21 protein-coding genes are annotated in these 25,090 nt (G+C 44.2%); 8 read left to right on the top strand and 13 right to left on the bottom strand.

Features of this window, described 5'->3' with window-relative positions; all coding sequences use genetic code 11:
• Positions 1-59 precede the first annotated feature (59 nt).
• Positions 60-473, top strand: a complete 414-nt coding sequence (locus tag Q4486_RS01975; protein WP_303517958.1) for a 3-phosphoshikimate 1-carboxyvinyltransferase — start codon at positions 60-62, stop codon at positions 471-473.
• A 353-nt stretch (positions 474-826) separates the two neighbouring features.
• Here the strand turns inward: Q4486_RS01975 and Q4486_RS01980 are convergent, their stop codons facing one another.
• The 4 genes from Q4486_RS01980 to pdhR all read right to left on the bottom strand — a co-directional run bounded on the left by Q4486_RS01980 (position 827) and on the right by pdhR (position 7,419).
• Positions 827-1,198 carry a transposase gene (locus Q4486_RS01980; RefSeq protein WP_303517960.1) on the bottom strand — a complete coding sequence of 124 codons (372 nt, stop codon included), beginning with the start codon at positions 1,196-1,198 and terminating at the stop codon, positions 827-829.
• Between the two features lie 548 nt (positions 1,199-1,746).
• Complete coding sequence (gene aceF / locus Q4486_RS01985; protein ID WP_303517962.1) at positions 1,747-3,699, bottom strand: dihydrolipoyllysine-residue acetyltransferase; 1,953 nt, start codon at positions 3,697-3,699, stop codon at positions 1,747-1,749.
• Positions 3,700-3,742: 43 nt separating this feature from the next.
• Positions 3,743-6,400 carry a pyruvate dehydrogenase (acetyl-transferring), homodimeric type gene (gene aceE / locus Q4486_RS01990; RefSeq protein WP_303415883.1) on the bottom strand — a complete coding sequence of 886 codons (2,658 nt, stop codon included), beginning with the start codon at positions 6,398-6,400 and terminating at the stop codon, positions 3,743-3,745.
• A gap of 251 nt (positions 6,401-6,651) precedes the next feature.
• Positions 6,652-7,419 (bottom strand): pyruvate dehydrogenase complex transcriptional repressor PdhR, encoded by a 768-nt coding sequence (gene pdhR / locus Q4486_RS01995; protein WP_303415882.1) that lies wholly within the window; start codon positions 7,417-7,419, stop codon positions 6,652-6,654.
• A gap of 358 nt (positions 7,420-7,777) precedes the next feature.
• Here pdhR and Q4486_RS02000 point away from each other — a divergent pair, with 358 nt between their 5' ends.
• The 7 genes from Q4486_RS02000 to Q4486_RS02030 all read left to right on the top strand — a co-directional run bounded on the left by Q4486_RS02000 (position 7,778) and on the right by Q4486_RS02030 (position 16,333).
• Positions 7,778-8,848 (top strand): TRAP transporter substrate-binding protein, encoded by a 1,071-nt coding sequence (locus Q4486_RS02000; RefSeq protein ID WP_067867813.1) that lies wholly within the window; start codon positions 7,778-7,780, stop codon positions 8,846-8,848.
• A 204-nt stretch (positions 8,849-9,052) separates the two neighbouring features.
• Positions 9,053-9,580 carry a TRAP transporter small permease subunit gene (locus Q4486_RS02005; RefSeq protein WP_303415881.1) on the top strand — a complete coding sequence of 176 codons (528 nt, stop codon included), beginning with the start codon at positions 9,053-9,055 and terminating at the stop codon, positions 9,578-9,580.
• Positions 9,580-10,962, top strand: coding sequence for a TRAP transporter large permease subunit (locus Q4486_RS02010; RefSeq protein WP_303415880.1), 1,383 nt, complete (start codon positions 9,580-9,582; stop codon positions 10,960-10,962). Before Q4486_RS02005 ends, Q4486_RS02010 begins: the two co-directional genes overlap by 1 nt.
• A 93-nt stretch (positions 10,963-11,055) precedes the next feature.
• On the top strand, positions 11,056-13,929 hold the full coding sequence (locus tag Q4486_RS02015) for an FAD-binding and (Fe-S)-binding domain-containing protein (RefSeq protein ID WP_303517964.1): 2,874 nt from the start codon (positions 11,056-11,058) through the stop codon (positions 13,927-13,929).
• 26 nt (positions 13,930-13,955) lie between these two features.
• Complete coding sequence (locus Q4486_RS02020; protein ID WP_303415878.1) at positions 13,956-14,444, top strand: universal stress protein; 489 nt, start codon at positions 13,956-13,958, stop codon at positions 14,442-14,444.
• A gap of 54 nt (positions 14,445-14,498) precedes the next feature.
• On the top strand, positions 14,499-15,389 hold the full coding sequence (locus Q4486_RS02025; RefSeq protein ID WP_303517967.1) for an AEC family transporter: 891 nt from the start codon (positions 14,499-14,501) through the stop codon (positions 15,387-15,389).
• Positions 15,390-15,427: 38 nt separating this feature from the next.
• Positions 15,428-16,333: an ROK family protein gene (locus Q4486_RS02030; RefSeq protein ID WP_303517969.1), complete on the top strand. Its 906-nt coding sequence runs from the start codon at positions 15,428-15,430 to the stop codon at positions 16,331-16,333.
• 67 nt (positions 16,334-16,400) lie between these two features.
• Here Q4486_RS02030 and Q4486_RS02035 read toward each other — a convergent pair whose 3' ends face one another.
• The 9 genes from Q4486_RS02035 to hisC all read right to left on the bottom strand — a co-directional run bounded on the left by Q4486_RS02035 (position 16,401) and on the right by hisC (position 25,089).
• Complete coding sequence (locus Q4486_RS02035; RefSeq protein WP_303517971.1) at positions 16,401-16,715, bottom strand: helix-hairpin-helix domain-containing protein; 315 nt, start codon at positions 16,713-16,715, stop codon at positions 16,401-16,403.
• A 73-nt stretch (positions 16,716-16,788) separates the two neighbouring features.
• Positions 16,789-17,499, bottom strand: coding sequence for an orotidine-5'-phosphate decarboxylase (pyrF, locus tag Q4486_RS02040; RefSeq protein ID WP_303517973.1), 711 nt, complete (start codon positions 17,497-17,499; stop codon positions 16,789-16,791).
• A gap of 18 nt (positions 17,500-17,517) precedes the next feature.
• On the bottom strand, positions 17,518-18,720 hold the full coding sequence (lapB, locus tag Q4486_RS02045; RefSeq protein WP_303517976.1) for a lipopolysaccharide assembly protein LapB: 1,203 nt from the start codon (positions 18,718-18,720) through the stop codon (positions 17,518-17,520).
• The gene (locus tag Q4486_RS02050; RefSeq protein ID WP_067867792.1) at positions 18,710-19,015 is read right to left on the bottom strand and encodes a LapA family protein; all 306 of its coding nucleotides are present in this window, start codon (positions 19,013-19,015) and stop codon (positions 18,710-18,712) included. The genes lapB and Q4486_RS02050 overlap by 11 nt, the downstream gene beginning before the upstream one ends.
• Before the next feature lie 19 nt (positions 19,016-19,034).
• Positions 19,035-19,325 carry an integration host factor subunit beta gene (locus Q4486_RS02055; protein WP_067867838.1) on the bottom strand — a complete coding sequence of 97 codons (291 nt, stop codon included), beginning with the start codon at positions 19,323-19,325 and terminating at the stop codon, positions 19,035-19,037.
• A 41-nt stretch (positions 19,326-19,366) separates the two neighbouring features.
• Positions 19,367-21,079 (bottom strand): 30S ribosomal protein S1, encoded by a 1,713-nt coding sequence (gene rpsA, locus Q4486_RS02060; protein ID WP_303518110.1) that lies wholly within the window; start codon positions 21,077-21,079, stop codon positions 19,367-19,369.
• Positions 21,080-21,086: 7 nt separating this feature from the next.
• The gene (gene cmk, locus Q4486_RS02065; protein WP_303415871.1) at positions 21,087-21,773 is read right to left on the bottom strand and encodes a (d)CMP kinase; all 687 of its coding nucleotides are present in this window, start codon (positions 21,771-21,773) and stop codon (positions 21,087-21,089) included.
• Positions 21,773-23,989, bottom strand: a complete 2,217-nt coding sequence (locus Q4486_RS02070; protein ID WP_303415870.1) for a bifunctional prephenate dehydrogenase/3-phosphoshikimate 1-carboxyvinyltransferase — start codon at positions 23,987-23,989, stop codon at positions 21,773-21,775. Before Q4486_RS02070 ends, cmk begins: the two co-directional genes overlap by 1 nt.
• Positions 23,986-25,089 carry a histidinol-phosphate transaminase gene (hisC, locus tag Q4486_RS02075; RefSeq protein WP_303517978.1) on the bottom strand — a complete coding sequence of 368 codons (1,104 nt, stop codon included), beginning with the start codon at positions 25,087-25,089 and terminating at the stop codon, positions 23,986-23,988. Before hisC ends, Q4486_RS02070 begins: the two co-directional genes overlap by 4 nt.
• Position 25,090: the final 1 nt, after the last annotated feature.

A 25,090-nucleotide genomic window follows, 5' to 3' on the forward strand; every position in this document is an offset into this window, starting at 1 on the left:
CGTTCTGGGCATAAAGGTGCGCTTCTACACCGAATATATAGGTTATTAAGGACATAGTTATGAATCGCATAGCAGAAGAACCTAAACAAAAAGATTGGTTTGAAAATGGCCTTATGCAACGCTTACCTAGCGATATGCACGATAGCTTTACGGCTGAACAGATCGCAGCCTTAAAAGTTGCTTTTGGTGCACGTAAATGGGGAAAACATCCAATAGACCTACGTGGCACTGTCAATCTCTGGTCATGGCGCTATTATTTTGTGTTCTTAATGGGCCGCAACCAACGCTCGCTCAGCCGTAAGGAAAGACGAGTTTCTTTAATTATAAAAACCCTTTTTATGTTTTTGTTCTTAACCTTTTCAACACTGCTAGGGCTGTTGGTGCTTTACTTAGCAAAGTCAGCGGCTGGTATCGATCTACTCCCTGGGTTTTCGTTTGGTATTTGGGGATGGTTTAAAGAAACGTTTTTGTAAATGTAGGAGGCCAGCCTCTTTGTGATTTCTAGCGTAACTCATTCGCCCGGGGGGCCGGGCTCCTACAGGCGAGATTGGTGTTTTGATTGGGTTGGGTGCGTAATTCATTCGCTTTGGCACTCGTTCTGCGCATAAAGGGTGAGTTCCTACATCGGATTTGTGGTTTGAATTGGGATGGGCGCGTAATTTTTTCGCTCGAAGACCCTGTAGGAGGCCAACCTTTGGCCGAAGGGGTTTGAGTTTGAATTGGATGGGCGCGTAATTCATTCGCTTTGGCACTCGTTCCGAGCGCGACTACAGGTAGATGCAATCCCACCACGGGTATTCTCTTATGCTCCTTACAATACCGGCCCTCACGGGATTGAGGACAATGTATCTAGCGATATTTTTATATCTTCTTCCTTTCGCAGCGCATGATCATAAAAGCCTTTTTGCCAAATTTTACCTGCCTTATGGGTTATAAAAACTTTTAAAAGGCGCACGGTGTCAGATAACTTTTTCCGGTCGTTTAATTGCATTAGCCAATGAATATGGTCTGGCATTATGACGAAGGCGATGGTAGTTGCCTCTTGCGTTAAACGTTTAATGGAGTGTACCGCGTGCTTTGCGAGATAGGGGTCAGAGAAAACTGGACGCCGATTAGCGCAAGTTAATGTGAGGTGGTAGATCTGATTTGGTTGCGAATAGCGCCCGACCCGCAATGATTGAGCATTGGCTTTTTGCATCTCCACATCCTTGTGAATTTATGCGTTATATATCAGTTTTTTTGAAAGTGTAGCATAAGATTTGTGGTTTGAATTGGGCATGGTCCGTAATTTTATCGCCCGGGTATGGCGCGTAATTCATTGACCCAAAGGCCATGTAGGAGGCCAGCCTCTGGCCGAAGGGGTTGGGGGTTGGGATTTGGGTTTGAATTGGGGATCGGAGCGTAATTCATTCGCTCTGGGTTCCGCGCGTAATTCTTCGCTCTGGCACCCGTTCCGGGCATAAAGGGTGAGCTCCTACACGGGATTTGTGGTTTGAATTGGGCTGGGCGTGTAATTCATTCGCCCGAAGACCCTGTAGGAGGCCAGCCCTCTGGCCGAAGGATTGTGGGTTCTAGCGTAATTCATTCGCTCACGGGGTGAGCTCCTACAGGGAGGGGGGTGCTTTATAGGCATAAAAAAACGGCGACTTCCTGCACAGAATCGCCGTTCGGTATCTACCCCCTTGAAAAAAAGCGCCTCCGAAGAGGCGTTGAGCCAAGGGATTGGTAAATTGATTTAGTCGCTGATTATAAAACCAGTCGACGAATGTCGCTAAGTAAGCTGTTTAGGTAAGTAAGGAATTTACCTGCATCGCCGCCGTTTATTGCACGGTGATCGTAAGATAAGCACAATGGCAGCATCTTACGTGGTTCAAACTCTTTACCGTTCCAACGGGGTTCGATATCCGCTTTAGAAACACCCAATATCGCTACTTCAGGCGCGTTAACAATTGGTGTAAAGCCTGTACCACCAATGCCACCTAAGCTTGAGATAGTGAAGCATGCACCCTGCATCTCTGCGGGTTTCAGCTTACGATCTTTAGCTTTACCTGCTAGCTCAATCGCTTCAGTTGATAGTTCGTAGATGCTCTTCTTATCTGCATCTTTAATCACTGGAACCATCAAACCATTTGGTGTATCCACTGCCATACCGATGTTTACATATTTTTTATAAACAATATGTTCGCCGTCAGCATGTAGTGATGCGTTGAACTTAGGATGGGCTTTAAGCGCCATAGCGATCGCTTTTAGCATGAACGGCAGTGGCGTTAAACGCACACCTGATTTAGCCGCTTCATCCTTCATCTCTTTACGGAACGCTTCTAGGTCAGTGATATCCGCTTTGTCGAACTGTGTAACATGCGGGATATTCAACCAGCAGCGGCTCATGTTGTCGCGAGTGATCTTAGCTATTTTGCTAAGCTTCTCTACTTCAACTTCACCAAACTTACTGAAATCAATTTCAGGGATTGCAGGAATACCTGAACCACCTGTAACTGCACCACCTTTCGGTTTTTCAGCTAACTGTTTCAGCGCGCTCTTAACATAAGCTTGGACATCTTCTTTTAAGACACGACCGCGACGTCCTGTACCTGAAACTAAAGACAGCTCTACACCAAATTCACGGGCGATTGCACGCACCGATGGACCTGCATGTACAGATTTGTTTTTCTTCTCTAGTTCAGCGGTATTTAAATTAGTCGTCGATGCTGGAGCCGGAGCCGCTTTTGCTGGAGCAGAGGCCGCTGGCGCAGAAGCAGTTGGTGCTGATGCAGCGGCGGGTGCCGGAGCAGCAGAACCTGCAACTTCTAATTCAAGTAGCAAATCGCCTTCATTAACCGTATCGCCATCTTTGATCTTCATGGAGATAACAACACCGCCTTTAGGTGCCGGCACTTCCATCGATGCTTTATCAGTTTCTAATACGATAAGGCTGTCACCTTCTGCGACGGTGTCACCATCCTTAACAAGGACTTCAACAACATCTACATCAGTAGCGCCGGATAGATCAGGAACCAGTACATTCTCTTTGCCACCTGCTACAGGAGCAGGGGCTGGGGCTGCTTGCGGAGCAGGCGCGACTGCGGCCTGAGACGTTTCTGCCTGAGGCGCCTCAGCTTGAGGCTGGCCTCCTACACTCAGATCAGCCAAAAGATCGCCTTCGTTAACCGTATCACCTTCTTTGATCTTCATGGAAACAACAACACCGGCTTTAGGGGCTGGCACTTCCATAGATGCTTTATCGGTTTCTAGTACGAGCAGGCTATCGCCTTCTTCAACACTGTCTCCATCTTTAACTAAGACTTCGACAACATCTACATCTGTTGCACCTGATAGGTCAGGGATTAAGATCCCTTCAACCACACTCGCTGTTGCAGCCACAGGCTGACTGACAGGTGCCGGAGCTGACTCAACAGGCGCTGGCGCTTCAGCAACTTCAACAGGCGCTGCTTCCGCAGATGCACCTGTATCCAGATCAAGAAGGACATCACCTTCATTAACCTGATCATCAACATTAATTTTTACGGAAACCACGGTACCACTATGGGTAGAGGGTACTTCCATTGACGCTTTGTCTGTTTCCAGAACAATCAAGCTGTCGCCTTCGCTAATAGTGTCACCAGCGCTAACTAGCACTTCGACTACATCAACATCAGTTGAGCCTGATAAGTCAGGAACTGTAATTGTGATAATACTCACGATAAATCCTCCAGTTCTAAGCCGTTAGAAGTTCAACGTAGACTTAAACAGTCCACGGTGCCGGTTTAGCCGGGTTAATGTTGAACTTCTGCATGGCTTTAGCGACTTCAGCGCCTTCAACCTTGCCCTCTTCTTGAAGCGCTTTCAGCGCCGCAACAACAACGTAGTAGCGGTTAACTTCAAAGAATTCACGTAGTTTAGTACGCGTATCAGAGCGGCCGAAACCATCCGTACCTAGAACTTTAAAGTTACGAGGAATATATTCACGCAACTGATCAGCATAAGTACGCATGTAGTCAGTCGATGCGATAACCGGACCTTCACCACGGCTTTCAATACACTGAGTTACATAAGCTTTCTGAGGCTCAGATTCTGGATTTAACATATTCCAACGAGCAACTGACATCGCTTCGCGACGCAACTCATTAATGGACGTAGTGCTCCAGACATCAGATTCGATACCATATTCATCACGCAGAATATCCGCCGCAGCTTCAACTTCACGTAAGATCGTGCCACAACCCATTAGCTGAACGCGCTTATCTGCGTCTTTACCTTCTTTAAGAAGATACATACCTTTGATAATGCCTTCTTCAGCACCTTGTGGCATCGCTGGGTGGTGGTAGTTTTCGTTCATAGTCGTGATGTAGTAGAAACGGTTTTCCTGTTCCTGATACATGCGACGCATACCATCCTGAACAATAACAGCCAGTTCATAGCCGTATGTAGGATCGTAAGATTTACAGTTTGGAATCATCTGTGCCATTAGGTGGCTGTGACCATCCTGATGCTGTAGACCTTCACCGTTTAGCGTTGTACGGCCAGAAGTAGCACCGATCAAGAAGCCACGTGCCTGCATATCGCCCGCTGCCCATGCTAGGTCCATAACACGCTGAAAACCAAACATAGAGTAGTAGATATAGAACGGAACCATTGTGCAGTTATTGTTTGCGTAAGAGGTAGCCGCAGCCATCCACGCAGACATAGCACCTGCTTCATTGATACCTTCTTCTAAGATCTGACCTGTTTTAGATTCTTTATAAAACATGATCTGATCAGAGTCATGTGGCACATAACGTTGTCCAGCAGAGGTATAGATACCTAACTGACGGAACATACCTTCCATACCAAATGTACGCGCTTCATCAGGCACAATAGGTACAACACGCTCACCCATTTTTTTGTCTTTAACCAGCGTACTCATTACACGGTTAAGAACCATTTGGGTGGAAGCTGTACGCTTACCGCTATCTTTTAGCTGACCTTCAAAGTCAGATAGTGGCGGCGTTTCTAGTTTTTCAAATTCAGTACGACGTACAGGATAGAAACCACCTAAGCTTTCACGACGCTCGAACATGTATTTCATTTCAGGTGAATCAGGTGCTGGACGGTAATAAGGTACGTCCTTCAACTGCTCATCTGACAAAGGAATATTAAAACGATCTCGGAAATCTTTTAGATCATCGATAGCCACTTTCTTCATGGAGTGGGTATCGTTTTTCGCTTCGCCTGATTTACCTGTGCCGTAACCTTTTACAGTCTGCGCAAGAATAACCGTTGGCTGACCTTTGTGATTGACCGCTTCATTGTAAGCAGCAAAAACTTTATAAGGGTCATGACCACCACGGTTCAGGTTCATGATATCGTCATCAGAAAGATCTGCGACTAACTCAAGAAGCTCTGGGTATTTACCAAAGAAGTGTTCACGTGTGTAAGCACCGCCGTTCGCTTTGTAGTTTTGCAACTCACCGTCGCATACTTCATCAAAACGTTTCTGTAATAAGCCTTTTGTATCTTTCTCAAAAAGAGCGTCCCAATGACGACCCCAAAGACACTTAATAACATTCCAGCCTGCGCCGTGGAAGATACCTTCAAGCTCTTGAACAATCTTACCGTTACCACGTACAGGCCCATCAAGGCGCTGCAAGTTACAGTTCACAACAAAAATAAGATTTTCTAAGCCTTCACGACCTGCAAGAGAGATAGCACCAAGAGATTCTGGCTCGTCACACTCGCCATCACCCAAGAACGCCCATACTTTTCGATCGCCGCGATCAATTAGATCACGTGCCGATAGGTAGCGCATAACATGTGCTTGATAGATTGCTTGAATTGGACCTAGACCCATAGATACCGTTGGGAACTGCCAAAAATCAGGCATTAACCACGGATGAGGGTAAGAAGGAAGACCATGACCATCAACTTCACGACGGTAGTTATCCATCTGCTCTTCAGATAGACGCCCTTCTAAATAAGCACGTGAGTAGATACCGGGAGAGATATGTCCCTGGAAAAAGACCATGTCAGATTCCTGACCTTCATTTCCACGGAAAAAATAGTTAAAACCGATATCGTAAAGTGTTGCAGAGGAGGAGAAAGAGGAGATATGACCACCTAGGCCATCATCATTATCGTTAGCACGCATAACCATTGCCATTGCGTTCCAACGGATAAATGAGCGGATGCGGCGTTCCATAAATAGATCGCCAGGCATACGTGCCTCATCTTTCACCGAAATTGTATTACGGTAAGGCGTTGTCAACACACAGGAGGAATCAACACCTATGTCATTCGCTTTTTCACCTAACTTTCTTAAAATATATTTTGCGCGATCATCACCATCATTCTTGGCAACAGATTCAAGCGCATCCAACCATTCTTGTGTTTCAATTGGATCAACGTCATCAATAATGTCTTGCACTTTGACCTCTCCACTCTAAGTTAACGCAACGTACACAAGGGATCTAAGTGATCCCTTTTGTTGTTATAGCTTTTTGCCTGCTGCCTCGCTTACCTTTGAAAGCACAAAAAGACCACAGGACAAGCCTTATAGTAATTATCTTGTAGTAATACTACATAAATATTAATAGAGAATCTAGTTATCGAGAACTTTTACTGCTTAAGTAGTAAAAAAGACGACCCAAGTCAAAAGACTTTGTAATTTTAGTACAATTATAAGCCTGTGCTAATATTCGCTCGCCGCAACGCTCTCTCTAAACGTGTATTTTCACGTTCCCCCTCAAGCAAGGCGTCTTCAACATAAGCTAAATGATGATGAGCTGCTTGGCGTGCTTTCTCTGGATCACCATCCAAAATAGCATCCATGAGAACCTTATGCTGATCATGTATCTTTTCTCTATATTCTGAGCGCGGATAAATATTCTTTAAGTTATCCCAAATATGCTCACGAAGCAGACTAAAGAGAGCTCGCATCATGTGCAGCAAAACCATATTGTGCGTCGAGGCCGCTATAACTAAGTGAAAGTCGACATCTGCATACACCTCTTTCTGTATCTCTTTACTGTCGTGATAATGCTGCAGATCAGCATAGGCCTTCAAAATAGCCTCTTTATCTGCTGGCGTACTCCTAAGCGCAGCATAGTAAGCAGCAACCCCTTCCAATGCATGACGAAACTCTAAAAGATCATACTGAGCTTCGGGATGGGTCCTAAATAGTTCTAGTAGAGGATCGGAAAAAGATCCACCTAAATCTTCAGATACATAGGTCCCTCCCCCCTGACGACTGATCAAAAGCCCCTTAGCTGCTAATTTTTGCACCGCTTCCCGCAGAGAAGGACGTGATACTTCAAACTGCTTTGCCAGCTCTCTTTCAGGAGGTAACTTCTGTCCAGGTTTCAGAATCCCTTCCAGAATCATAGTCTCCATTTGCCCCATTATCACATCTGAAATCTTAGGCTGTTTAACCCGACTGTAACTCATATTTTTCACTCAAATAATATTGGTATGACCAATACCAATACTAGATTATTCCAATAGAGCAAAACAAGTCCTGTTGTTTTTTTATTCTTAAATCCATTCCAAAGTAGTATAAATATGCACCGGATTACAATAGTTGCAAACAATTAATACTCTTTATTAAATCTAGACTATGGTTACTAAAACCAAAAAATAGATTGACAGACGCTGCTCAAAAAAAATACAGTAGGAAGTCTCTTATGGTAAATTGGTAATACCAATTGAGATTAGTGCAGTGCAGCATATATTTCTATCTATAGAAATCACCACTGCCGGTAACAACACTCTAACTATAAAAAAATAAATCTCTAGAGGATGTGACATGAAAAAGTTCGCCAAGTCTTTAATCTCCGCTGCTGTGCTTACAGCTGCTGTGGCAAGCGTATCAGCCCCAGTACAGGCCGCCGATAAACTACTTCTTAAGACCCCTATCGCTTTCGGCTCTCACCTACCTGCTTTGGGAACACCCATCGTTTGGGTTGCTAATCAGCTAAAGCTTGTAAGCGATGGCAACATGAGAATGAAAATCTACGAGCCAAGCAAACTCGTTAGTCCTAAAGAGATTTTAGATGCAGTATCTTCAGGTAAAGTGAACTCAGGTTACGCAACAGCAGGTTATTGGCAGGGTAAAATTCCAGCCGCTGCACTTTTCTCCGCAGTTCCTTTCGGCCCAGAAGCTGGCGAATATATGGCATGGTTGTACTACGGTAACGGCATGACCTTGTACCAAGAGATGTATGACACTGCAGGCTATAACGTAAAAGTAATGCCATGTGCAATTATCTCTCCTGAAACATCAGGCTGGTTTGCGAAACCTATTGAGAAACCAGAAGACCTTAAAGGTCTGAATATGCGCTTCTTCGGCCTAGGCGCGTCCGTTATGGAGAAATTAGGGGTAGGTACAGTTCAGCTGCCTGGCGGTGAGATCTTTGGCGCATTAGAGAAAGGTGCAATCGATGCATCTGAGTTCTCTCAACCGGCTATTGATCAGCGTTTAGGCTTCCACAAAATTGTTAAGTACAACTACTTCCCAGGCTGGCACCAACAAGCCACTATTTTCGAGCTGTTAATTAACAAAGACACTTGGAACGGCATGAGCAAAGGCCAACAGGCGCTGCTGGATACAACTTGTAAAGCTTCAATCACTAACTCTATCGCTGAAGGTGAAGCGATGCAGTTCCCTGTAATGGAAAAAGCGAAAGAAAATGGCGTTCATATCCGTTATTGGAATGAAACTATGCTAAGCACCTTCAAAACCACATGGGATGAAGTAGCTGCTGAAAAATCTGCTGAAGATCCATTCTTCAAGAAAGTTTGGGATGACCTGAGCACATTCCGTAAAGGTTATGACCTTTGGGAAGCGAATGCATTCCTGCCTCGTGCAACTAAGTAATGCAACATAACTTCGGAAACGTCTAGATTTCTGAAGCACAGGGTAGCCAGGGCTACCCTGTTTATTCTTTGGAGAGAAAAGAACCTATCTAGTGTGGCGCTTTAATCTATCCATAGAATATTTTTATAACTATAAATAAATCAATTCTGTTGTATGTGCACGATACGACATAGACTTGATGATGAACAAAAAAGGTACGTTTCAGTGACTGAAAACGATACACTGCCCCGAGTACCACTCGCGGATGCAATTGATAAATTCATTCAGCGAATAGGTCAAACCATTGCTTGGACTTATGTCCTTCTAGTATTGGTCATCATACTCCAAGTTACTTTACGCAAAGGTTTTTCTAGCGGCTTAATCGCTTTAGAAGAGCTGCAATGGCATCTCTATTCTATTGGCGTAATGTTTGGATTATCTTATGCCCAAACAACAAATTCCCATATTCGCGTAGACCTTTTTTATGCACGCCTACGTGCTCGCACAAAACGTATTATCGAAGTCGTTAGCATTGTTACGCTTGTGATGCCATTCATTATTGTCATTTTCCTACATAGCCTAGATTTTGTTGCCGAAGCATGGCGTGTTAATGAATCCTCAGAAGCTTCTTCAGGCTTACCCTGGCGTTGGTTAATAAAAAGCGTCATCCCATTAAGCTTCGGACTACTTGGGCTAGCAGTTATCTCGCGTTTTATTCGAGATATTACTTTATTAATTAAAGGTGACGACTGATGGATGCGAATGAGATTCTCGTTATCGCGATGTTCCTATCTTTCATCGCTCTACTCTTCACAGGCATACCTGTTGCTTGGGTTTTAGGCGGTATAGGTATTGCTTTCGCTTTTTTAGGCCAATTTGCAGATAACAATCTAGATACTATGACCGGTCTAGATTACACCACCCTTGGACTGGTGGTGAATCGCTTATGGACCATTATGGAAAACTGGATATTGGTCGCACTCCCCATGTTTATATTTATGGGGATCATGCTGGATAAATCTGGTGTCGCAGAACGTCTGATGAAGTCCATGCAGGAGCTATTTGGACGTGTACATGGTGGTTTAGCTATAACAGTGACGGCGATTGGTATTATTCTAGCCGCCTCTACCGGTATTATTGGGGCCTCAGTAGTACTTCTCGCTGTAATGTCATTACCCGCTATGACAAAGCAAGGCTATAACATGCCGCTCGCTTTAGGCACAATTGCATCAGCAGGCACGTTAGGTATTTTGATTCCACCAAGTATCATGCTGGTAATTATGGCTGATCAATTAGGTTTGTCGGTCGGCGACCTATTTATGGGTGCGGTGTTTCCCGGCCTGATGCTAGGTATGTTCTATATCCTCTACATTTTAATTCGCGGTAAGTTAAGACCTGAAGACCTGCCTGTCCCAGATGATGCTAAGCCCGTTACCCCCGCAATTATTTTTAATGTATTAAAAGATGTATTACCTACAGTAGCTTTAATTGTCGTAGTACTCGGCTCAATCTTTGCAGGTATTGCAACCCCTACAGAAGCCTCCGGCGTGGGTGCATTTGGCGCTACATTACTCGCTATATACAACCGACGTTTTAGTATTCCTGTGCTTAAAGAGGTGATTGGCGGCACAATGAATACAACGGCATATATCTTTGCCATTTTTATCGGTGCAACCTGTTTCGCTCTTGTACTTCGTGAGTTAGGCGGCGACGAGATGATCGAATCCTTCCTAACAGGCCTGCCTTTTGGTCCTTATGGGATTATCTTCTTTATTCTTGGTGTTATCTTTTTGCTTGGCTTCTTTTTGGACTGGATTGAGATCACGCTTATCATCCTGCCCTTATTAGCCCCTGTAATATCAGCTCTCGGGCTCGATATATCAGCACCTGGTATAGATAACCCAGAACTGGTTTGGTTTGTCATGCTCGTTGCCATGGCCTTGCAAACATCTTTCTTAACCCCACCCGTTGGGTTCGCCCTCTTCTATTTAAAAGGCGTTTGCCCTCCGAATGTAAAAATTACTGATATTTATAAAGGTGTCATTCCGTTTATCTGTATTCAGTTAGTTGCCCTATTAGTGCTGGTTTTCTGGCCTCAACTGGTGCTGTGGTTACCAACCATCGCCTATAACTAACGAGTAACGCTGGGGCTCTATATTTAAACGAAATACCGAGCCCCTTTTTTAAATAACACTATTTTTTCTTCATAAGTAAGTGAGGTATGAACAATGCAACAGGGCCATCAGGATTTCTATAATGCACTTCGGGAGTTTATCCCCGATACGCGCCTGATTACAGACCCTCTTCGCACCCTAGCCTATGGTACGGATGCTAGTTTCTATCGTTTAATTCCGCAGATTGTCGTGCGTGCTAGCAATGAAGAAGAGATCATTAAAATTGTAAAACTAGCAGATCGGCACAATACCCCAGTCACCTTCCGCGCAGCTGGAACAAGCCTATCCGGCCAAGCGATTACTGACTCCGTACTAGTTCAACTAGGCGATGGCTGGGATAACTATGAGATCAGCGATGATGGTAGCACCATCAAACTTCAACCGGGTGTTATTGGTGGCAATGCCAATAAATACTTGGCGCCTCTAAACAAAAAAATAGGTCCCGATCCCGCCTCAATTAACACCGCTAAAATAGGTGGTATCGCGGCGAACAATGCCAGCGGTATGTGCTGCGGCACGGCACAAAACAGTTATCGTACTCTAAACAGTATGCGTTTAGTTCTTGCTGATGGTTCTGTTCTCGATACTGCTGACCCAGACAGCATCAAAAACTTTCGCCGCTCCCATCATGTGCTACTAGATTCTCTGGATTGTTTAGCCCAGCAAACACGAACCAATGATGAGTTGCGCGAGCGTATTGAGCATAAGTATCGTTTAAAAAATACGACAGGTTATGCCTTAAATTCATTGGTTGATTACGAAGATCCCATTGATATATTGCAACACCTGATGATAGGTTCAGAGGGCACATTAGGCTTTATCTCAAACATCACTTACAACACAGTGGATGAGCATGAAAATAAAGCCACTGCGCTAATCTTCTTCAATACCGTACGTACTACTTGCGAAGCTGTCGCTATACTCAAGAAAACACCCGTTTCAGCTGTAGAGCTAATGGATCGTGCCGGCCTTCGTTCGATAGAAAATAAAGCAGGAATGCCGCCTTTTATCAAAGAGCTTCCTAATGACGCAGCGGCCCTTTTAGTTGAAACCCGCGCAGCAGATGCTGACACACTTCAGCAGCAAGTAACTGAAATTACTGAATCAATCTCTAATTTAGAAACAACTAAGCCTATTGAGTTTTCAACAGACCCTGCGGTTAATGCGCAGTTTTGGGCAATACGTAAAGGCTTATTCCCAGCAGTGGGTGCCGTTAGACTTACAGGCACAACCGTTATTATTGAGGATGTGGCCTTCCCCGTTGAGCAGCTTGCAGATGCGGTCTATGATCTACACCAACTGTTTATTAAGTGGAACTATAGCGAAGCACTGATCTTTGGCCATGCCTTAGAAGGTAATTTACATTTTGTTTTCACTCAGTCTTTTGATACGCAAGATGAGATCGATCGCTATGACGGGTTAATGGACGAAGTGTGCAAACTAGTTGTACATAAATACAACGGATCCCTTAAAGCTGAGCATGGTACAGGCCGTAATATGGCCCCTTATGTAGAGATGGAATGGGGTGCAGATGCTTACCGACTTATGTGGGAGTTAAAAGAACTCTTCGATCCTCGTAGTATCTTAAACCCTGGCGTTATTCTTAATAAAAACAATCATGTTCATTTAGAGAACTTAAAATCTTTACCCGCTGCCGATGAACTTGTGGATAAGTGTATAGAGTGTGGTTTTTGTGAACCTACCTGTCCATCCCGCGCATTAACCTTAAGTCCACGGCAACGTATAGTACTGTGGCGCGAAATTGCTCGTTTAGAGAAAAGCGGGGATGATCCTGAACGGCTAGCAACATTAAGAAAAGAGTATCAATATCAAGGAACTGACACCTGTGCAGCTTGCGGTTTGTGCTCCACAACCTGCCCTGTTGGTATTAATACAGGCGATCTTACTCGCTCTATTCGCAGCCGTAAGAATGAGAACCATACCAAACTTGCCCAATGGCTAGCTAAACACTACGGTGGATTAACAACAGCTACACGTGCCACTTTTAAAGTCGCCGATATAACGCACGGCGTAATAGGCACTAAGGCAATGAGTGCAATTACCAATAGCGCACGTAAAATAACGGGCGGCCTTGTTCAGCAGTGGACACCCTCCATGCCCAAAGCAGCACCTAAAGTGAAGGCATACCAACCTAAAGCTAGTGAAACAGGTCCTGAGGTTGTCTATTTACCGAGCTGTGCAAGTCGTACTATGGCGCCATCCCGCGGTGAAGAAGATCAAACCCCGCTAGCAGATAAAACGCTTCAACTTTTAAGGAAAGCAGGGTTCCAAGTCATTATCCCTGAAGGTCTTGATAATCTATGCTGTGGTATGCCCTTCCAATCAAAAGGCATGTTCGAAGCAGCAGATTACAAAGCTAATGAGACCGAACGCTTTTTATTGGAATGTACTGATCAAGGTAGAATTCCTGTGTATTCTGACACAAGTCCTTGCAGCCTTCGTTTACAGGAAAATATGGATGCTAAAATCAAGCTCTATGATAGCATCGACTTTATCGATCAGTTTGTATTGGATCGCTTAGTCGTCACTCCAACAGCAGAACAGATTGCTTTGCATATCACCTGTAGTGCTACACGTATGGGACAAGCTGACAAGATTAAACGCATTATTAATAAGTGCTCAAGCAACGTAGTGATTCCTGATCAGATCACTTGTTGTGGCTTTGCTGGTGATAAGGGCTTTAGTACACCAGAATTAAACGCCTCGTCTTTACGGACGTTAAAAGACCAAGTAAAAACATGCACGACTGGCTATTCAACTAGCCGTACCTGTGAAATTGGCTTAACCCATCACAGTGGAATTGATTACAAATCTATTGTTTATTTACTTGATCGCTGCAGCCAACCAAAACAGGTAAACGATAATAGTAATCCCGAAAACTCACAGATCTCGGTTCAACCGTTATAATCTGCTTTTAATAGAGGATATAGAAGATGGCACTCCCACAAATTGATACGATTCTTTACGCGACCTCTTTAGGCAAACACACTCGTCCAATTTTTCGCCAGGCGGTTAAACAAGCAAACCTCAACAATGCAAAGATCATTATGCTACACGTCGTTGAGCCTATGGGTGAAATGGGCCACGCTCTGATTCAACATTATGTAACTGAAGACGTTATTAAGAAAATGCATGATGAAGGGATCGAAGCAATCCATGAAACCATGAAAGCCCGCGTAGAAAAATTCTTTGTTGATGAGCTACAGAGCCTAGAAGAACCGATTGTATTAGATGTCGAGCACAAAGTTGCAGAAGGCAATCAAGCTGATGCAATTGTCAAAGCAGCTACGACCGTTAACGCTGACATGATTATCTTAGGGGCTGAAAACCGCTTTGGCCACCACAGTAATACCAGCCAGCAAGTTATTCGTAACGCTAAAGTACCTGTAATGGTTGTACCGACAGGTAAAAATTTCGAGTAAGGCACATCAAAGCTCTGCAAAAGGCTTAGTGATATTTAAGAAGGAAGCGGTACAGTGGATACACAAAGTCTTTTACTTGAGCGGATATTTCTAACCGTTTTCCCACTGGTGGCGATTGTCACCGTGGGATTTTACTATGCTCGACGCTATAAAATTGATATGACCACAGCCAACCAGGTCAATATCGATGTATTTGTACCAGCGCTAATTTTCTCAGTACTCTCTGCAGAATCCTTTGATTTAGTTCAGTTCCAAGACCTCGCCATATGCGCTGCAATCATTGTTATCGGCTCCGGCATTTTGCTATTCCCTTTCTGTAAGTTATTAGGGGTTCACCCCAAAACCTTTATCCCGCCAAATATGTTTAGTAATAGTGGCAATTTAGGTATACCACTGATGGTACTTGCGTTTGGGGAAGACGCTCTCTCCGCAGCTGTAGTCCTTTTCCTAGTGGAAAACCTGCTGCATTTTACGGTGGGCATCTACATCTTAGATCACAAAACTCGCTTAATCAGCTTGCTAAAGATGCCAATGATTGCAGCCACGATTCTTGGCTTAGTCTGGAGTGGTTTTGATTTACCTGTTCCTCAAGCGGCTGCAACTTTTATCGAAATGTTAGGTCAGATTGCGATCCCACTGATGCTATTTGCATTAGGTGTTCGCATGACAAGCGTCGACCTAAAAAACTGGAAAATAGGGACTTATAGCGCCATTTTATGTCCCGCCAGCGGCATTTTATTAGCCTTAGCCTGCCAATATTTTATGCAACTTAACAGTGAGCAGTTTGCTTATTTAGTTGTATTTGGCGCGCTCCCTCCGGCGGTACTCAACTACATGATCGCCGAACGCTACAATCAGGAGCCTGAACAGGTCGCATCCATTGTGCTCATAGGCAATATCGGCAGTTTGCTCTTTCTACCATTAACGCTGGCCTTTGTGCTATAAGATCTATCTGATGAACAGCATCCGATAAAAAGCGTGTTATGAGTATAAAAATTGGGATTGATCTAGGCGGGACGAAAATAGAGGTCATCGCTATTAGCGAACAGGGGGAAACCTTATTCCGCCAGCGCACTCAAACACCTCAAGGTGATTACCACGCGACCTTAAATAGCATCGCTATGTTAGTTAACACTGCAGAACAGGCCTGTAAAAAAAGAGCTGAACATATAGGTATTGGTATACCTGGTACTCTCTCACCTACAACGGGGCTAATCAAAAACGCCAACTCAACCTGTCTTATTGATAAAAGATTGGATGTTGATCTAGAAAAACTACTGAATCGCCCAATTCATATCGCCAACGATGCCGATTGCTTTGTACTTTCTGAAGCTATTGATGGCAGTGCCGCAGGCTATAAAAGTGTTTTTGGTATTATCTTAGGCACTGGAGTGGGAGCGGGTATTGTTATTAACAAAGCCTTACTTAGTGGACCTAATGCTATCTGTGGTGAATGGGGACACAACCCTCTTCCTTGGCCAAACACCTCTGATTACTTAGAACGGCACTGTTACTGCGGCAAACAAGATTGCATTGAAACTTTTCTATCTGGACCTGGGTTTTCATCTCATTTCCCAGCTAATACAAAACTCAGTACTACCCAAATATGGGAACAAGCAAGGCATGGGGATATAGAGAGCCAAAACTACTGCAATCTATATTTAGAGCAGCTAAGTAAAGCCTTAGCCTCCATTATAAATATCCTTGATCCCGAAGTGATTGTGCTCGGTGGGGGGCTTTCGAATATCGATGAGATCTATGCACAAGTTCCACAGCGACTAACAAAATATATATTCTCGGCTAGTACAATCCCAACCAAAGCTTTAACGCCAATAGTGAAAGCTAAATATGGCGACTCTAGCGGTGTGCGCGGCGCGGCTTGGCTATAAGGCCTGCGAACAAATGCACTATAGAGCGTATACAGCACCATACTGAACTTATTCGCAGGCACAGAAACTATTTCTTCGCTTTATTTTCAGGCTTAGAAATCAGAATCGAAGCACGATTTTTCTCTACTGTCGCCGGTCCGATCCCTTTCACTTCGCTTAGCTGGTCCGCTGTCAAAAATGGTCCATTGGCTGTGCGGTAAGCAATAATCGCTTGAGCTTTTGCTGGGCCTACACCTATCAGCGACTCAGATATTTGCTCTGCCGAAGCGGTATTAATATCAACGGGGGCAGCAAAAGCTGAAAAAGAGAAAGTACAGATGGCTGCTATAAAAAACGCACGAATAGAACCCAAAACTGAGCTCTTCAGAATAGAGTATTTCATTGTAAAATCCTTTTTAGTTCGATATTAGTCTGACTATCCTTAGTCAGACCTTATTTATAGCTTGCTTAACAGCTTAAATCAACGGTGTTAATTCCGCATCTATACGCGCCAAAGACTCTATAGGGGATTCCGCTTTAGTGATAGGCCGTCCTATTACTAGATAATCACTTCCTGCTTGAATAGCGTCTGAGGGCGTCATGATACGCTTTTGATCGCCTACATCCGCATCCGCGGGTCTAATGCCTGGGGTCACTAATTTAAAATCTGAGCTTATAATTTGGCGTAATGGCTTCACTTCTTGTGCAGAGCAAACAACCCCATGCAAACCACTCTTTTCTGTTAAAGCGGCTAGTCGCTTCACCTGCTCTAATGGATCTATATCTAATCCAATTTCTTGCAGATCCGAGCGTTCCATACTAGTCAAAATAGTTACTGCAATTAACAGGGTGTTAGTACCATTCACCTGTTCAAGCTCATTACGCGCAGCTTCCATCATCTTACGACCACCAGAAGCATGTACATTGACCATCCATACGCCCAATTCAGCAGCAGCTCTCACCGCTTTTGCTGTAGTGTTTGGAATATCATGAAATTTAAGATCTAAAAACACATCAAAGCCTTGCTGCTGAAGCGCTTCAACAATCCTTGGACCACAACGGGTAAACAGCTCTTTACCCACTTTAACGCGACAACGCTGTGGATCAAGCTGCTTAGCCATGGATAGAGCTTGTTCTTGATTGGGGTAATCTAACGCAACGATCACGCGTTTTTTATCTACTGACATATTCATTCTCTAAATTTGTTATTCGCCTTCAAGCCCTTGAATCGGCTTGGTTGTCCCCCAACTCTTACAAGATGGACACTGCCACAGCAGTGAGCGTCCTGAAAAACCACAACTGTTACATCGGTACACAGGCTTGGAGAGTTCCAGTTGACCGGTTAAACCGCGCAGAACAGTTAGACTATCCCTTGCACTTTCAGAACCATATTCTATATGAAGATCGATCAAACTATTAAACCCTTTTATAGAAGGGCGACGTTTTAATTCTTCAGTTATAAAACTTCCTGCTGCATAGATACCCCTATCTGATCGTATCTGTTCAGCTAAAGCTATAATAGCCGTCGTAGAAGGGGCTTGAGCTAAACAGGTGCGTAAGTATTCGGTATATTCTCGCTGCCCATTTACGTGGCTGTAACACTCACCTAAAAGCGGAATAGCCTCAGAAACAAAAAGTTTATCTAGCTTGGAGATTGCTTTCAGTTGCTTGATAGCTACTTTCCACTGACCTGCGGCCATTGCGACACGAGCTTGCATAAAACAGACCCGAACATTATCCGCTTCAAACTGCTCTGCCCGTTTTAAGTAATTGATCGATAAGGTCTGTTTTTTCTCTGTAATAGCTTGCTCTGCTAATTCACAGCAATAATGGGCTAACTCGGTAGCAATACTTCGCCTTTCTTCTGGATCAAGCTTTTGCGCCGCTTTCAGCGCTTGCTCCCATTCGCCCTCTTTCTCATAGAGCTTTATCAATAAACGTAGGGCTTTATGCTGAATACTTTTAGATGAGCCCGATTTTATGATCTCTTCCAATAAGTTTTCAGCCCTATCTAACAACCCTACCGCATAATAATCACGCGCTAGTGCCATCTGAATACGCATAAAATCTGATCGTGTTAAATCTGGACGCGCCAATAGCTTCTGATGGATCTGAATAGCACGATCCACATCACCTTTACGACGAAATAACTTAGCAAGGGAGAGATGCGCAGGAATTGTATCTGAATTGATTTCAAGGGCTCGGATAAAGCTCTCAATCGCTTCATCCACTTTTTCATTCAGTAGGTAATCCAGCCCAGTAAAATATTCGCTACTTAGGCTGGTTTGCGGACATGAGACTTTACTTCGGCGATCTCTTCTACCAAGAAACCAACCAATAGCGATGGCAACAACTAACGGGATTATAAAAAGGTAGTTGCCAAATAGAGTATCTAAATTAAACGACATCTTTTAGGTTAGAAACTCTCAGCTGATCTAGCTCTTTCTGAGTCGTTGCAATCTTACGGCGAGCGGAACCTAATCGGGTTTTTAACATCCAAACAGTCATTACGCTTAACATTATGCCTATAAAACCACCCATCAAAAATGTCGCGATTAACCACAACGACAAGCTGGCTTCTGGCAGCTGGAAAAAGACCAAATCAATTACAACCTTTTCCGTATTGTGGATAGTAAACATAATCCCAATAAGCAGAACAGCCAAACAGAGCAATACAAAAACTATGGTTTTTAAAAAACGCACGGTCAAACAACCTCAGTAACTATTTTTGAATTGAATCATTTACTTGCTCTCTAAGCTCCTTACCTGGCTTAAAGTGCGGGACATACTTTGCGTCCAGTGATACAGATTCACCCGTTTTAGGGTTACGCCCTGTTCTTGGCGCACGGTAATGCAGTGAAAAACTTCCAAAGCCTCTTATTTCAATACGATCACCCTGAGACAAAGACTCTGTCATATGATCAAGCATTGTTTTTACAGACAGCTCAATATCTTTTACTGACAATTGATCATGGCGATCCACAAGGATTTCTATCAGTTCAGATTTAGTCATATCATGTTCCTCGATCTTTTGATCTTCTCGTAAACCGGAATTTACTCTGGGTCTGAGTCGACTTTATTCATCTGTGCTTTGATCAAGTCACCAATTGTAGTCGGACCAGATATCCGAGTTTCAGCTTGCTGACTAACGTTATCTAGCGCTTTCTTCTCTTGCTTTATTTCTAACTGCTTAATCGAAAGCGCTATAACACGGTTTCGACTATCGATATTAGTAATTAATGCTTCAACCTCATCGCCCACTTTATAGTGATCATTTAGGTTTTCAATTCGGTCTCGGGAGACTTCAGCAATTTTCACTGCGGCATTGATGCCATCAGCTAAAGTAACAATTAACGCTTTATCTGTTATTTCTGAAACCTTGCCCTTAATAACGGCGCCTTTTGCTTTATCTGCAGTAAAATCTCTAAAAGGATCGGAATCTAACTGTTTAATCCCCAAGGCAATCCGCTCTCTTTCTGAATCGACCGAAAGCACCACGGCCTCAACCTCATCCCCTTTCTTGTATCTCTTAACTGCATCTTTATCGTTTTCGTCCCAAGTAATGTCAGAAAGATGGACAAGACCATCAATACCACCATCAAGGCCGATAAATATACCAAAATCTGTAATAGAACGGATTTTTCCGCTAAGACGATCACCTTTAGCGTAAGTTTCAGAGAAGGCTAACCAAGGGTTCTTCTTACACTGCTTCATGCCCAGTGATATACGGCGCTTCTCTTTATCGATGTCTAATAACATCACATCGACTTCGTCTCCAACCTGAACCATTTTTGATGGATGAACATTTTTATTTGTCCAATCCATCTCGGAAACGTGAATAAGCCCTTCGATACCATTTTCAATTTCAGCAAAACAACCGTAATCGGTCAGATTGGTAACGCGCGCTTTTACTTGAGTTCCAACCGTATAATTGGAAATCAATTGTGTCCACGGATCGTCTGTCAGCTGTTTTAAACCAAGGGATACACGGCTTTTCTCTTTATCAAAGCGAAGCACTTTAACATCAAGCTCTTGGCCAACCGTTAATGTTTCACTTGGATGTCTAACCCGCTTCCAAGCGATATCGGTAATATGTAACAGACCGTCGATTCCGCCTAAATCAATAAAGGCACCATAGTCAGTAATATTTTTAACAATACCTTTGATCACTTGCCCCTCTTCCATGTTGGCAAGCAGCTGATCCCGTTCGATATTGTACGCCGCTTCCAGTACAGCACGGCGAGACACAACTATGTTGTTGCGCTTTACATCAAGCTTAACAAGCTTAAATTCTAATTCTTGGGATTCAAGATGAGTGGTATCTCTTACAGGACGAACATCCACCAACGAACCGGGCAGAAAAGCATGGATCGTGTTGACATCTACAGTGAAACCACCCCGAACTTTGCCTGTAATACGGCCACGGACGATCTCATCATTTTCGAAAGACTTTTCAAGCTCAAGCCAGATTTCAGCGCGTTTCGCTTTTTCACGCGAAAGCTGAGTAGCGCCAAATCCATCTTCCATCGACTCTAATGCGACTTTGACTTCAGACCCTATCTCAACACTCAGCTTGCCACTGTCATCCAAAAACTGATTACGCGGGATGACGCCTTCAGATTTGAGCCCTGCGTTGACAATGACAAAGTCATCCTCAATAGCAATTACTGTACCTGTGACTATAGCCCCAGGCGCCATTTCTAACTCTTGAAGACTCTCTTCAAATAGCTCAGCAAAGCTCTCGCTCATATCTATTTCATCCCGCATTCGATCGTTAGCGAAGCCCTTTATGCCTCGCATCATCCATTACAGCGGCCAGCACTTCCTCGATCGACATTGTCGTCGTATCCAGAATTACAGCATCTGCCGCAGGCTTAAGAGGAGCAACAGCACGATTCATATCACGATCATCTCGTGCTTGAATATCCTCTAATATAGCTTGAAGACTAGCATCGAGCCCTTTGTTTATCAACTGGTTATACCGGCGTGACGCGCGCTCTTCAGCACTGGCATCCAGATATATTTTCAAAGCAGCATCAGGGAAAACAACCGTCCCCATATCTCGACCATCAGCAATCAAGCCTGGTAATTCAGCAAAAGCACGTTGACGCTCCAATAAAGCATCACGTACTGCTGGTATTGCTGCGACTATAGAAGCGTCTTTACCTACCACTTCAGTACGAATCGCATCAGTAACCTCTTCACCCTCTAAAACAATCTGCACACTATTATCATCTCGTGCGATAAATTGAACATCTAGATGCGCAGCTAATACAACTAACGCCTCTTCATTATCAACCTCAACGCCATGATGACGAGCCGCTAAACCAACCAAACGGTAAAGAGCACCACTATCCAGCAGCTCCCAACCTAATTCTCGCGCCAATAGCTGGCAGATAGTTCCTTTACCTGATCCGCTTGGACCATCAACGGTAATGACAGGGACTTGTCGATGAGACATCACCCCTCCTCCTTTTCAACCTTAATTCCCACAGATTGCGCTAACTCCACAAACCCTGGGAATGAAGTCGCTACATTGGCGCAATCATTAATCCTTATCTCACCGGTTGCTCTAAGTGATGCCACAGCAAAGGCCATAGCTATACGATGATCGTCATGACTTTCAACCACACCACCGGATAGGCTGCTACCCTGAATAATGGCACCATCAGGCGTGCCTTCAATATCAGCACCTAAGGTTTTCAAACCATCAACCATGGCCTGAATACGATCGCTCTCTTTCACTCTAAGCTCTTCTGCACCGGTCACTGTCGTTGTACCTTCCGCACAAGCCGCAGCAATAAAGATCGCTGGAAACTCATCAATTGCCAGTGGAACTTGATCTTCAGGCACATGAATCCCCTTAAGAGGTGCGTAACGTACCCTAATATCAGCGACAGGCTCTCCGCCCACTTCTCGTTCATTCAACAATGTTAAATCAGCGCCCATCAAACGTAATATATTAATGATACCGATACGAGTTGGGTTGATACCTACATGCGCTATAGTCAGATCCGAATCCGGACAGATCGCCGCAGCAACTAAGAAGAAGGTGGCTGAAGAGATATCCGCAGGCACGTCAATATGAGTGGCTTGTAAATGCCCGCCGGGTTTAACTTTAACCGTTGCACCGCCCTGCTCGACGGAATAACCGAAACCAGTCAACATACGCTCAGTATGATCGCGCGTAGGCGCAGGCTCAGTAACTGAAGTTTCACCTTCAGCATAGATACCCGCCAACAACAGACAAGACTTAACCTGAGCACTCGCCATTGGCATATCATAATGAATACCTTTGAGTGCTTTACCGCCTTTAATTTTAAGCGGTGGACGGCCATTTTCTGCCGTTTCAATCTCAGCCCCCATTAAACGCAGAGGATCAGCCACACGTCCCATAGGACGCTTAGTCAATGATTCATCACCGCTAAGTTCCGTATCAAAGGCTTGGGCAGCTAACAGGCCGGACAACAATCGCATAGAGGTACCGGAGTTACCTACATACAAAGGCCCTGGAGGTGCCTGTAGGCCATTAATCCCGACCCCGTAAATGGTTACATTACCTTCATCAGGGCCTTCAATAACAACCCCCATGTCGCGGAAGGCTTGAAGGGTCGCAAGACTATCCTCACCCTCTAAGAAACCACTGACTTTCGTTACACCATCAGCTAAAGAACCCAACATAATAGATCGGTGGGAGATGGACTTGTCACCTGGAACTCTAATTTTTCCATTTACGCTACCGCCAGGCTGGGCGCGAAAGGTTACTTGTAGATTACTCATATGCTGTGAATATGCTGTACCCGAAAGGATTTTAGAAAAATGTTCTCTCGCTGCTTTTGCTCGAGTAAAGGTGCCCAGCATTGATTCACTGTCACCGCACTCTATTGCAGCCCTCAACTTTGCTAAACCCACCGTATACCGGTCTAACTGAGCAAGCAAAGCATGTTTATTTGCCAAACAGATATCGTGCCACATAGTTGGGTCGCTACCCGCTATACGGGTAAAATCGCGAAACCCGCCCGCGGCGTAACGAAATATATCTGTATTGTTATCTTGTTCTTGCGCCAACGTGTCCACTAATGAAAACGCTAACATATGCGGAAGATGACTTGTTGCCGCTAACACTTCATCATGTTTATCAACATCCATCACCAACACCTCAGCTCCTGTGGATTCCCACATTTGAGTCAGCAGGGTAACAGCCTTAGATGAAGATTCTGCTAAAGGTGTAAGAATAACTTTGTGATTGATAAAAAGCGTTTCATCGGCTGCTTTCACGCCGCTTTTCTCAGACCCTGCGATCGGATGTCCAGGCACAAAGCCTGCTGGCATTTTCGTGAATACTCGTTTTGCAGCAGCAACCACATTCCCTTTAGTGCTACCTACATCCGTTATTAATGTATCTTCTGCGATAAAAGGTGCTATATCCACCAGCACTTTTTCCATCGCTTTAACTGGGACGGCCAATACAATTAAATCAGCTTGCGATGCTGCATCAGCTAAACTTTCCGCTGCCACATCAATTACGCCGGTCTCTATGCCTATTTTTACTTCAGCATCGTCACGATCGTAACCAATTACCTGGCCACATTGACGGTTTGCTTTCAGCGCTTTTGCTAAAGATCCGCCGATCAAACCTAAACCGATCACTAAGGTTTTATTAATACTTATACTCAAGGGTTCATTACTCGATTTAGCACATTTAAACAGCGCTCATTTTCTTCCTGCAAACCTATACTGATACGTAGATGCTGAGGCATGGCATAACTGGCAATCGGCCTAACGATGACACCCTCCGCTAACATAGCCTGATAGATAGGCTGAGCATCAACCGTAAAATCCACAGTGATAAAATTGCCTACAGAGGGAATATAACTAAGCCCCATGGCTGTTAATTCTTTTTCATACAAGGCCATACCCTGTTTATTTAGAGCCACACCTTGTTCGATATAAGCATCATCCATTAAAGCAGCTTCGGCCGCAGCCAGCGCCAAACTATTTACATTAAAAGGTTGGCGAACTCGACTTAAAACATTAGCGACCGAGCCGTTAGAAACCGCAAAGCCCACACGTAATCCCGCTAAACCATAAGCTTTAGAGAAGGTACGGGTTACAATTAAATTTGGATAAGTATCAATTAACAATAAGCCATTAGGGAACTCAGCTTGATCAACATATTCTGTATAAGCTTCATCCAGTACAACTAAAACATGTTCTGGCACTTGATCTAAAAATACGCTCAACTGCGCACGCGTCACCCATGTCCCTGTAGGGTTATTAGGATTCGCAATAAAAATCATCCGCGTTCGATCACTAATAGCTGCCAGCATAGCGTCTAGATCATGACCCCAATCTTTAGCTGGCGTTATGACCGCAGTCGCTCCAACGGCTTGCGCTACAATAGAATAAGCAACAAAACTAAATTCAGAATAGATAACTTCATCGCCTACATTAAGGTAAGCACGACCAATTAGCTCGATAACGTCATTAGAACCATTACCTAAAGTCAGCTTTTCTACTGGGACAGAGAATTTATCAGAAAGTGCTTGTTTTAACCTATAACCCCCGCCATCAGGGTAGAGAGAAATATCTGATAGGCGTTGCTTAATCGCATCAAGTACTCGCGGTGAGGGCCCCATCGGATTTTCATTACTGGCCAGCTTAATAACATCAGTCAAACCCAGCTCACGTTCAAGCTCTTCAGCTGGCTTACCTGGTTGATAAGGTACAAGATTCTGAACACCTGGGCAGGCCAAGGATATAAAATCGCAGCTCATA

It is taken from the genome of Neptuniibacter sp. 2_MG-2023, from assembly GCF_030547495.1.
Taxonomy (GTDB): Bacteria; Pseudomonadota; Gammaproteobacteria; order Pseudomonadales; family Balneatricaceae; genus Neptuniibacter.

What these genes read in the sequence shown, in the direction of transcription:
- Q4486_RS01975 (WP_303517958.1), top strand. Translation starts at nt 60, where the DNA reads ATGAATCGCATAGCAGAAGAACCTAAACAAAAAGATTGGTTTGAAAAT.
- Q4486_RS01980 (WP_303517960.1), bottom strand. Translation starts at nt 1,198, where the DNA reads ATGCAAAAAGCCAATGCTCAATCATTGCGGGTCGGGCGCTATTCGCAA.
- pdhR (WP_303415882.1), bottom strand. Translation starts at nt 7,419, where the DNA reads ATGAGTTACAGTCGGGTTAAACAGCCTAAGATTTCAGATGTGATAATG.
- Q4486_RS02000 (WP_067867813.1), top strand. Translation starts at nt 7,778, where the DNA reads ATGAAAAAGTTCGCCAAGTCTTTAATCTCCGCTGCTGTGCTTACAGCT.
- Q4486_RS02010 (WP_303415880.1), top strand. Translation starts at nt 9,580, where the DNA reads ATGGATGCGAATGAGATTCTCGTTATCGCGATGTTCCTATCTTTCATC.
- Q4486_RS02015 (WP_303517964.1), top strand. Translation starts at nt 11,056, where the DNA reads ATGCAACAGGGCCATCAGGATTTCTATAATGCACTTCGGGAGTTTATC.
- Q4486_RS02020 (WP_303415878.1), top strand. Translation starts at nt 13,956, where the DNA reads ATGGCACTCCCACAAATTGATACGATTCTTTACGCGACCTCTTTAGGC.
- Q4486_RS02030 (WP_303517969.1), top strand. Translation starts at nt 15,428, where the DNA reads ATGAGTATAAAAATTGGGATTGATCTAGGCGGGACGAAAATAGAGGTC.
- Q4486_RS02035 (WP_303517971.1), bottom strand. Translation starts at nt 16,715, where the DNA reads ATGAAATACTCTATTCTGAAGAGCTCAGTTTTGGGTTCTATTCGTGCG.
- pyrF (WP_303517973.1), bottom strand. Translation starts at nt 17,499, where the DNA reads ATGTCAGTAGATAAAAAACGCGTGATCGTTGCGTTAGATTACCCCAAT.
- lapB (WP_303517976.1), bottom strand. Translation starts at nt 18,720, where the DNA reads ATGTCGTTTAATTTAGATACTCTATTTGGCAACTACCTTTTTATAATC.
- Q4486_RS02055 (WP_067867838.1), bottom strand. Translation starts at nt 19,325, where the DNA reads ATGACTAAATCTGAACTGATAGAAATCCTTGTGGATCGCCATGATCAA.
- rpsA (WP_303518110.1), bottom strand. Translation starts at nt 21,079, where the DNA reads ATGCGGGATGAAATAGATATGAGCGAGAGCTTTGCTGAGCTATTTGAA.
- cmk (WP_303415871.1), bottom strand. Translation starts at nt 21,773, where the DNA reads ATGTCTCATCGACAAGTCCCTGTCATTACCGTTGATGGTCCAAGCGGA.
- hisC (WP_303517978.1), bottom strand. Translation starts at nt 25,089, where the DNA reads ATGAGCTGCGATTTTATATCCTTGGCCTGCCCAGGTGTTCAGAATCTT.